This is a genomic window from Rhodococcus sp. P4_F5 (assembly GCF_056401315.1).
This window is the reverse complement of the sequence record NZ_JBFUJP010000123.1, coordinates 1-7,377: the sequence shown is the minus strand read 5'-3', so window position 1 is coordinate 7,377 and position 7,377 is coordinate 1. Positions and strand designations below refer to the sequence as shown.

Sequence of the window (7,377 nt, the reverse complement as noted above, 5' to 3'; positions counted from 1 at the left end):
AGGCCGTGTACCGGGACCTGGACCAACCCCGTCCCGCTGTCGAGGTCGGACTTCGATGGCTTCGGGAGAACCGGCCCGCCAAGCGTCCAGACGCGTTGGTGCACGGCGACTTCCGGCTCGGCAATGTGCTCGTCGACGGCGCCGGAATTCGCGGGGTGCTGGACTGGGAACTCGCCCACCTGGGTGATCCGATCGAGGACCTCGGCTGGCTCTGCGTGCGTGCGTGGCGTTTCGGCGCACATCCGCCGGTTGCCGGGATCGGTACCCGGCAACAGTTGCTCGACGGTTATGAACGCGCCACGGGCATCCGGCCGTCGGACGCCGAACTGCACTGGTGGGAGGCCTACGGCACGCTGCGGTGGTTGGTGCTGAGTCAGTTCCAGTCGCAGCGGCACCTCGGCGGCGCCGAGAACTCGATCGAGCTGGCCGCGATCGGACGGCGAGTGTGTGAGTCCGAGTACGACCTGCTCCTGATCCTCGGTCTGCTCGACGACGTCGAGCCGCTACCGGACGTGACGGCGCCATCGCTGCACGACCGTCCGAGCCTGTCGGAGATCCTCGACCTCGTCACCGGCACTCTTCTCGACGATGTCGCCCCCGTGCTCGACGGGGCGCACGAACGGGAACGGTACCTGCTGCGGATCTGCGTCAACCTGCTCGGTACAGCCGGACGGGAGCTCAGCGCCGGAGACTGCGCGGGCGAGTTGGCGGACTTGCTCGCGGCCCTCGATTGCACCTCCGAAGCCGATCTTGCCGATCGAATTCGCATGGGCGCCCTCTCGTACGCGGACGTCGCCGTCCGTCGGCCGATCTCGACCGCGGTGCTCGCCCGGCTGCGGGTGGCGAACCCCCGTCACCTGCTCCGCCCCTCACAAAACTGAGTTCACACCAAACTCAACCCCTCCCGCGAGACGTGTCTACGCTGGAGGGGTTGAGTGCTGTGAGGGTCACAACATGACATGACTTGACAGTCATGTCATGTTGTTGGAGACTCGGGAGAGTGAGCAAGTCATCTGCCAGTACGCCCTCCGTGCCGCCGCCCGTCGACGCCCTGACCGCGCGGGGCCGAAAGACGCGGGACAGCTTGCTCGATGCGGCGCGCAAGGTCTTCGAGGAGGTCGGGTTTCTCGACACCCGCGTTGAGCTGATAGCGCAGGAAGCGTCTGTCTCCTACGGGACCTTCTACCGGTACTTCGAGTCGAAAGAAGATGTGTTCAAGGAGTTGAGCACCCGGCTGTTCGACGATGTGCACCGCCGTGAACCTCTCGACCCCGACCTGTCGCCGGCCGCCAGGCTGATTGCGACGAACCGGTCGTACTACCAGGCGTACCGGCGCAACGCGAAGCTGATGGCCATCGTCGAGCAGGTCGCGACGTTCAACAATGAATTTCGCGAACTTCGCCAGGAGCATCGTCGAGGGCTGATCGATAGGACAGCCCGTGCCATCGCTCGCTGGCAGGAGCAGGGCGACGTCCGAGCGTCCCTCGATCCGGTGATGGCTGCTCGTGCCATGGCCGCGATGGTCGACCACAGCCTGTACCTGTGGCTTGTCCAGGGTGACGAGGCGGACGAGGGGAGCCTGCTCGACACTCTGGATCAGATGTGTATCGGTGCGCTCGGTCTGGACCTCGGCGATGCCGAGTCCGCCCCCGGGGACACCCACCCTCCGGGTGACCCTTCGTCGTGAGGTAGCCGACGTCGCCGACCGTCGTCCACGTCTCGGGATCGTTGTGGTCAGGAGGCGCTGGGCACTTGACTCGCTCGAACGCGTAGTTCTTGGTCCACGTGTAGGCAGCGAGGGCAGCGGGTGTTTGCAGTTACGACGATGGAGATCCGCTCGAGCGGCAGGTTCCCCATCAGGTGACGGAATCCCCGGCCCTCGGTTCCGAGCAGGTTTCGGCTGGCACGCGGGAAGGCCCCGAACCACACGGTCCGGGGCCTTCCTGCGTTCAGCGGTGGGGAACCGGGCGGTCAGGAACCCGAGCTGCCTGCCGAGCCCGCGGCGGAACCGGCCGCGCCGGGCAGGTTGTTGCCGTCCGAGTCGGGCCGGTGGATCTTGACGGTGACCGTGCCCGTGCCGTCTGCCTCGACGGTGACCGTACGGGCGCCCGCGGGGGAGGTCGTGTGGCCGCCGATGACCTCGGTGACGTAGCCGGCGGGGTAGTGCCAGTCGGAGACGTAGATCTCGGTCGGCCTGCTCGACGGCCGCGGGGTGTATGAGTACTTGAAGTCGCCGCCTTCCGGGTTGAACTTCAGAGTGCCGGGGGTGCCGGCGGTGGCCTGCGGGTAGGTGCGCACCAGCTGATCGCCGACCTTCCCGTGGAACGGATCCGCGCCGCCGCCGGGGCCGAAGATCGACGAGTAGTGCCAGTAGTGCCAGCCGACGAAGCGTTCGTCGGCGCGAGACGTGGTGGCTTCCAGGGTGTCCGGGTCGACGTCGCCGAACTCGGTCACCAGGGCCGGTCGGTTGGTGCGGGAGGTCAGCGAATCGATGTGGGCCCAGGTCAACTCGTGCTGGGCCGGGCAGAGCAGCTTGACCTTGTCAGGCACCCCGCCGTAGATGCTCATCTGGCTGGGAATGCAGTAGTCGTGCACCGAGAAGGCGATGTTCGGGTCGGTGATCGCCGGGGTCCTCGGGGGGTTCCCGAGGTTGCTCGGCATGCCCTGGTTCCAGGTCACGTTGGGTTCCCAGTACACGGGGACCGTCGCGCTCGCGCCGCGGATGTGGTCGGTCAGCTTCTGCATCGCGGCCTGGTACTTCCCGTCGAACTCTGGGCAGCCGTTCGGGAAGCAGGTCACGAAGGGCGAACCCGGCCAGGGCTCGTTCATCAGCTCGATGCCGAGCACCGCCGGATTCCCCTCGACCTTCGTCGCCAGCGTCGCCAGCGCGGTGCCGAGGTGGTCGAGTACCCCGTTCTTGTTGGACCAGACCTCATCCCAGCCGATGTTCATGCTCGGCATCAGGTAGTTCATCGGGAATCCCGGGTTCGGTTCGCCGGGGAGGGGTCGCGCCTTGATGGACCACTCCGGGAATCCGTTTCCGCCCCAGGCCGGGCTCAGTCCGTCCTGGTGGTTGTCCAGTAGGACGTAGATACCGCGGGCGCCGAGGACGTCGACCGTGTCGGCGATCCGATCGAGGTATGCAGGGTCGATCCGGCCCCGCTCGGGCATCAAGCCCGCGAAGGACACGCCAAGGCGAACGGTGTTGAACCCGTGCCGGGCGAGCAGATCGGCGTCGGCGGCGGTGAGCGTCAGTCCGTCCCCGGGGGTGACGTGCGGCGCTTCCTTGTCGACGTTGTTGACCCCGTGCAGCAGGAGCGTGCGCCCGTGCCCGTCGACGAGGGACCGGCCCTCGACGCGGACCTGGCTCACCGGTGTCGTCGGTGCTTCGTCGGCGCCGGCCACCGCCGGCGTGGATGCGAACAGTGTTCCGAGCACCGCGATGCTTGTCGCGAGCAATCTGCGCATGACATTCCTTTGGAATTCAAAAAACAATTGGACGCTTGTTTAACTGATGGGCGCAAGGCGCCTTGCGCCCTGGTTCGCCGACCCGAGGGAGCTGGGCGCGTCGGCGAACTGTTGGCCGGGCCGGACTACTGCCCGATCGCCGCCATGACCTGATCCGCGAGTACGCGCTCACCGTCGGCGTTCGGGTGAACCGGAATCGGATGTGTGGATCCGATCAGCGGCTCTACCAGTCGCTGCCCGACCGGCTTGCAGGCGTCGCGGCCCTCGGACGCCTGTGCCATGTCGACGAAGGTCGAGTCGGTTTCCGCGGCCGCGCGCTTGACGGCGTCGTTGAGCATGGCCTGCATCTCGCGCAGGTAGCGGACGTCGCCCTCGGCCACCGGCATCTGGGGAAAGCAACCGCCGCTGGCGGGTAGCACCCACGGGTAGCCGGCGATGACGACACGGGCGCGCGGTGCCTTGGCATGGATGTCRCGCAGCGCGGTGACCAGCGCGGGGTAGGTCTGGTTGACGATCGGATCGGTCAGGCTGGTCCCGTTCTGCGTCTTGCAGGGGTCGACCGCGCCGGGGTGCGTCGCCGTTGCGCGGATGCAGGTGGCCATCGCGCCGGAGAAGGTGTCGTTGTTGTTGCCGCCGATCATCAGGGTGACCAGTTCGGTCGTCGGCGTGAGCGCCTCGAGCTGCGGTCGCATGCCCTGGTGCTGGGCGCGGTAGAAGGCGTCCGTATCGGCGCCGCCGCAGCTCACGTCGGTGAGCTGGTAGCCGAGCTGCGCGGCCACGATGTGTGAGAAGTTCTGCTCGGACTGGAAGCACTTGGGCTCTTGGCCGGGTGCGATCGGGAAGATGCCTGATCCGGCGCTGAAGCTGTCGCCGAGATTGACGTACTCGAGACTTGGCTGGGGATCGGCCGGTGTGGATGCCGATGCGGACCCGCCCGACGTGACCCCAATGACGGCGACCAGTGCTCCCAGTGTCGCGACGAACCGCCTGACTCCAGCCTTCAACCCCATGATGTTCTCCCTTTGTTGTGTGGCATCGGCGGTCGCACGACCGCTCACGTCGTGGCGTCACGTCAGACCGAAAACGGCATTTTCGCCCTGACGTTGGCCGAGGCTACCGGACGGCGCGCCGGAGGGGAATGGGTCGTTGGTCGGAGGGGGTGGCCAACCAGTAGCAGCACGAATGGGATGGACTCGCCGGCGGGCTGCGGTGGGCGTAGTTCCTCCGCCGCGCGTGAAGGAGGTGTCGCAAAGACGGCGGCCATGCTTTATCACCGCGTACTCTATGAAGTCAACCCTTGACGTATCCCATGTGGGTCAGATTACATCTAAGCCCTAAGTGGTTAAGCGCTTAGATAAATGTCATCGACCCGTCAGAGGAACCCCATGACCATGGTTTCGCCCCTCACGGCCGGCACGGCCGAGATGATCAGTGCTCGACTCGAGCGCTTGCCGATGAGCCGGTGGCACGTCAAAGCGCGCGTGATCGTCGGCGCCGTCACCTTCTTCGACGGCTTCGATCAGCTGATGATCGCGTACTCCTTGCCGCAACTGGCGCCCAAGTGGGGGCTGTCGGGYACGGGCATCGCCTGGGTGATCGCGATCGGCGGCATCGGCATGCTGCTCGGTGCGCTCGGCGGCGGCTGGTTGGCAGATCGGGTGGGCCGCCTCAACGTGATCATGGGCTCGCTCGCCCTGTACGCGGTGATGAGCCTGGGCATGGCCTTCACCGACAGCCTCGAGCTGTTCCTCGTCTTCAGATTCATCCAGGGCATCGGGCTCGGCGCCGAGGTCCCGGTCGCGGCCAGCTACATCGGAGAGATCACCAAGGCCCACAAGCGCGGCCGGTTCGTGCTGATGTACGAGGTGATCTTCCCGATCGGCCTGGTCGCCTCGGCGGTCGTCTCCGCCTGGGTGGTTCCGAACTTCGGTTACAAGGTGCTGTTTGCGCTCGGCGCCCTGCCGCTGCTCTTGCTGCCGCTGCTGCGCAGGCTCCCCGAATCACCCCGCTGGCTCGCCTCCCGCGGCCGCATGGACGACGCTGAGCGCGCGATGACCGTGATCGAGGACGAGATCACCACGAAGTACGGAAAGGCGCTCCCGGAGCCGGTACCGCTCGCGGCCGCACCGGTGCAGATCAAGCGGGCCAAGTTCAAGGAGCTGTTCCAGGGCGTCTACCGGCGGCGGACGCTGATGCTCGCGTCGATCTGGCTGACCGCGTACTTCGTCAACTACGGCATCGCCGCCTGGTTGCCCACCCTCTACAGCAAGGTGTTCCACCTCAGCGTGGACACCGCCCTGCACTACAGCATCGTCACCTCGGTCGCCGGCCTCGTCGGCTGTGTCCTCGTGGCCCTGCTGATCGACAACCTCGGTCGCCGGATCTGCATCTCGGTGTCGATGGTCCTGTGCAGCACGATGCTGTTCATGCTCGCCGCGACCGGCACCGACTCGGCGACAAAGGTGCTGTTCTGGTCCGCCGGATCCGCGCTGTTCGTGTTCGCCGTCAACATGGCCCTGTACGTCTACACCGCCGAGCTGTACCCGACCCGGATGCGCGCCCTCGGCTGCGCGTTCGGCGGGGCCGCCGGCCGGCTCGGGATCGTCATCGGACCGCTGGTGGTCGGCTTCGTCCTCGACAGGGGCAGCTCGCTGACCGTGCTGTTCGCCATGTTCGGGGTCGTCGCACTGGTCGGCGCCGCCGTGGTCGCGGCGTTCGCGGTGGAGACCAAGGAGAAGACGCTCGAGGAGATCTCCCAGTGAGCCGGTCACGCGAGACGACCGCCGGATTCGAGTCCGTCCCGGACGAGATCCTGATCGGCGGCTACTGGAAGCGCGGCACCGGCCCGGGGGGCGAGGTGATCGACCCCTGCACCGGCGCGGTCCTTCAGGTCGTAACGCAGGCCACCACGGAGGACGTCGACACCGCCGTCGCCCTCGGCGCCGCGGCGGTGGCCGACCCCGCCTGGCGCGACCTGTTCCCGCACGAGCGGGCCCGCTACCTGCACCGCATCGCCGACGCGATCGACCGGAGCGCCGAGGGGCTGGCTCTGCTGCAGAGTTACAACACCGGCAAGACGCTCGCCGAGACGCGGGGCCTGGTCTCCAGCGCGGCAGGAACGTTCCGGTACTTCGCCGCGGTGCTCGAGACCGCCGACGAGGACCTGACCACCCAGCGCGGCAACTACCTGACGATGAGCGTGCGCGAGCCGATCGGCGTCATCGGGGCGATCGCGCCGTGGAACTCCCCGGTCGCCAGCGACGCGCAGAAGATCGCGCCTGCCCTGGCCGCGGGCAACGCGGTGGTGCTCAAGCCGGCCGAGTGGACGCCGCTGGTCTCGCTGGCGTTGGCGCGGATCATCGACGAGACCGGGCTGCCGAGCGGCCTGCTCTCGGTGCTGCCGGGCCGGGGGTCGGTGATCGGTGACGCGATCGTCAACCACCCCGGCGTCGGGAAGGTGACGTTCACCGGCGGCACCCGGACCGGCCGGATGGTTGCGCACGCCGCGGCCGAGAAGCTGATGCCGGTCTCGCTCGAGCTCGGCGGCAAGTCGCCGACCATCGTGCTCGCCGACGCCGACGTCGAGCAGGCGGTCAACGGGATCATGCACGGGATCTTCTCCTCCACCGGGCAGAGCTGTATCGCCGGCTCCCGACTGTTCGTGGACCGGCGGATCTACGACGACTTCCTTGCCCGGCTGGTCGAGAAGACCACCCGGCTGCGGGTCGGGCCCGGCCGCGAACCGGGCACCCAGGTGGCGCCGATGGTGCACGCCGAGCACCGCGATTCCGTCGCCCGCTACGTCGACCTCGCCCGCGCCGAGGGTGGTCGAATCCTCTGTGGCGGAGGAATTCCCGACGACGACCGGCTGCGCGACGGGGCGTACTACCTGCCGACGGTGATCGACGG

General features: G+C 67.4%; 6 protein-coding genes. 4 read left to right on the top strand and 2 right to left on the bottom strand.

What is annotated here, in order from left to right; translation table 11 throughout:
• A partial coding sequence (locus tag AC1DU4_RS25845) for a phosphotransferase (RefSeq protein ID WP_477844757.1) occupies positions 1-881 on the top strand: 881 nt, incomplete at its 5' end.
• A gap of 149 nt (positions 882-1,030) precedes the next feature.
• On the top strand, positions 1,031-1,687 hold the full coding sequence (locus AC1DU4_RS25840) for a TetR/AcrR family transcriptional regulator (RefSeq protein WP_477844755.1): 657 nt from the start codon (positions 1,031-1,033) through the stop codon (positions 1,685-1,687).
• 284 nt (positions 1,688-1,971) lie between these two features.
• On the opposite strand, the gene AC1DU4_RS25835 is transcribed toward AC1DU4_RS25840, so the two are convergent.
• The gene (locus AC1DU4_RS25835; protein WP_477844753.1) at positions 1,972-3,468 is read right to left on the bottom strand and encodes an endoglycoceramidase I; all 1,497 of its coding nucleotides are present in this window, start codon (positions 3,466-3,468) and stop codon (positions 1,972-1,974) included.
• Between the two features lie 125 nt (positions 3,469-3,593).
• On the bottom strand, positions 3,594-4,478 hold the full coding sequence (locus AC1DU4_RS25830) for an SGNH/GDSL hydrolase family protein (RefSeq protein WP_477844751.1): 885 nt from the start codon (positions 4,476-4,478) through the stop codon (positions 3,594-3,596).
• Positions 4,479-4,853: 375 nt separating this feature from the next.
• On the opposite strand from AC1DU4_RS25830, the gene AC1DU4_RS25825 reads away from it, so the two are divergent.
• On the top strand, positions 4,854-6,230 hold the full coding sequence (locus tag AC1DU4_RS25825; protein ID WP_477844749.1) for an MFS transporter: 1,377 nt from the start codon (positions 4,854-4,856) through the stop codon (positions 6,228-6,230).
• Positions 6,227-7,377: aldehyde dehydrogenase family protein (locus AC1DU4_RS25820; RefSeq protein WP_477844747.1), on the top strand; the 1,151-nt coding region annotated here is incomplete at its 3' end. The genes AC1DU4_RS25825 and AC1DU4_RS25820, both read left to right, overlap by 4 nt.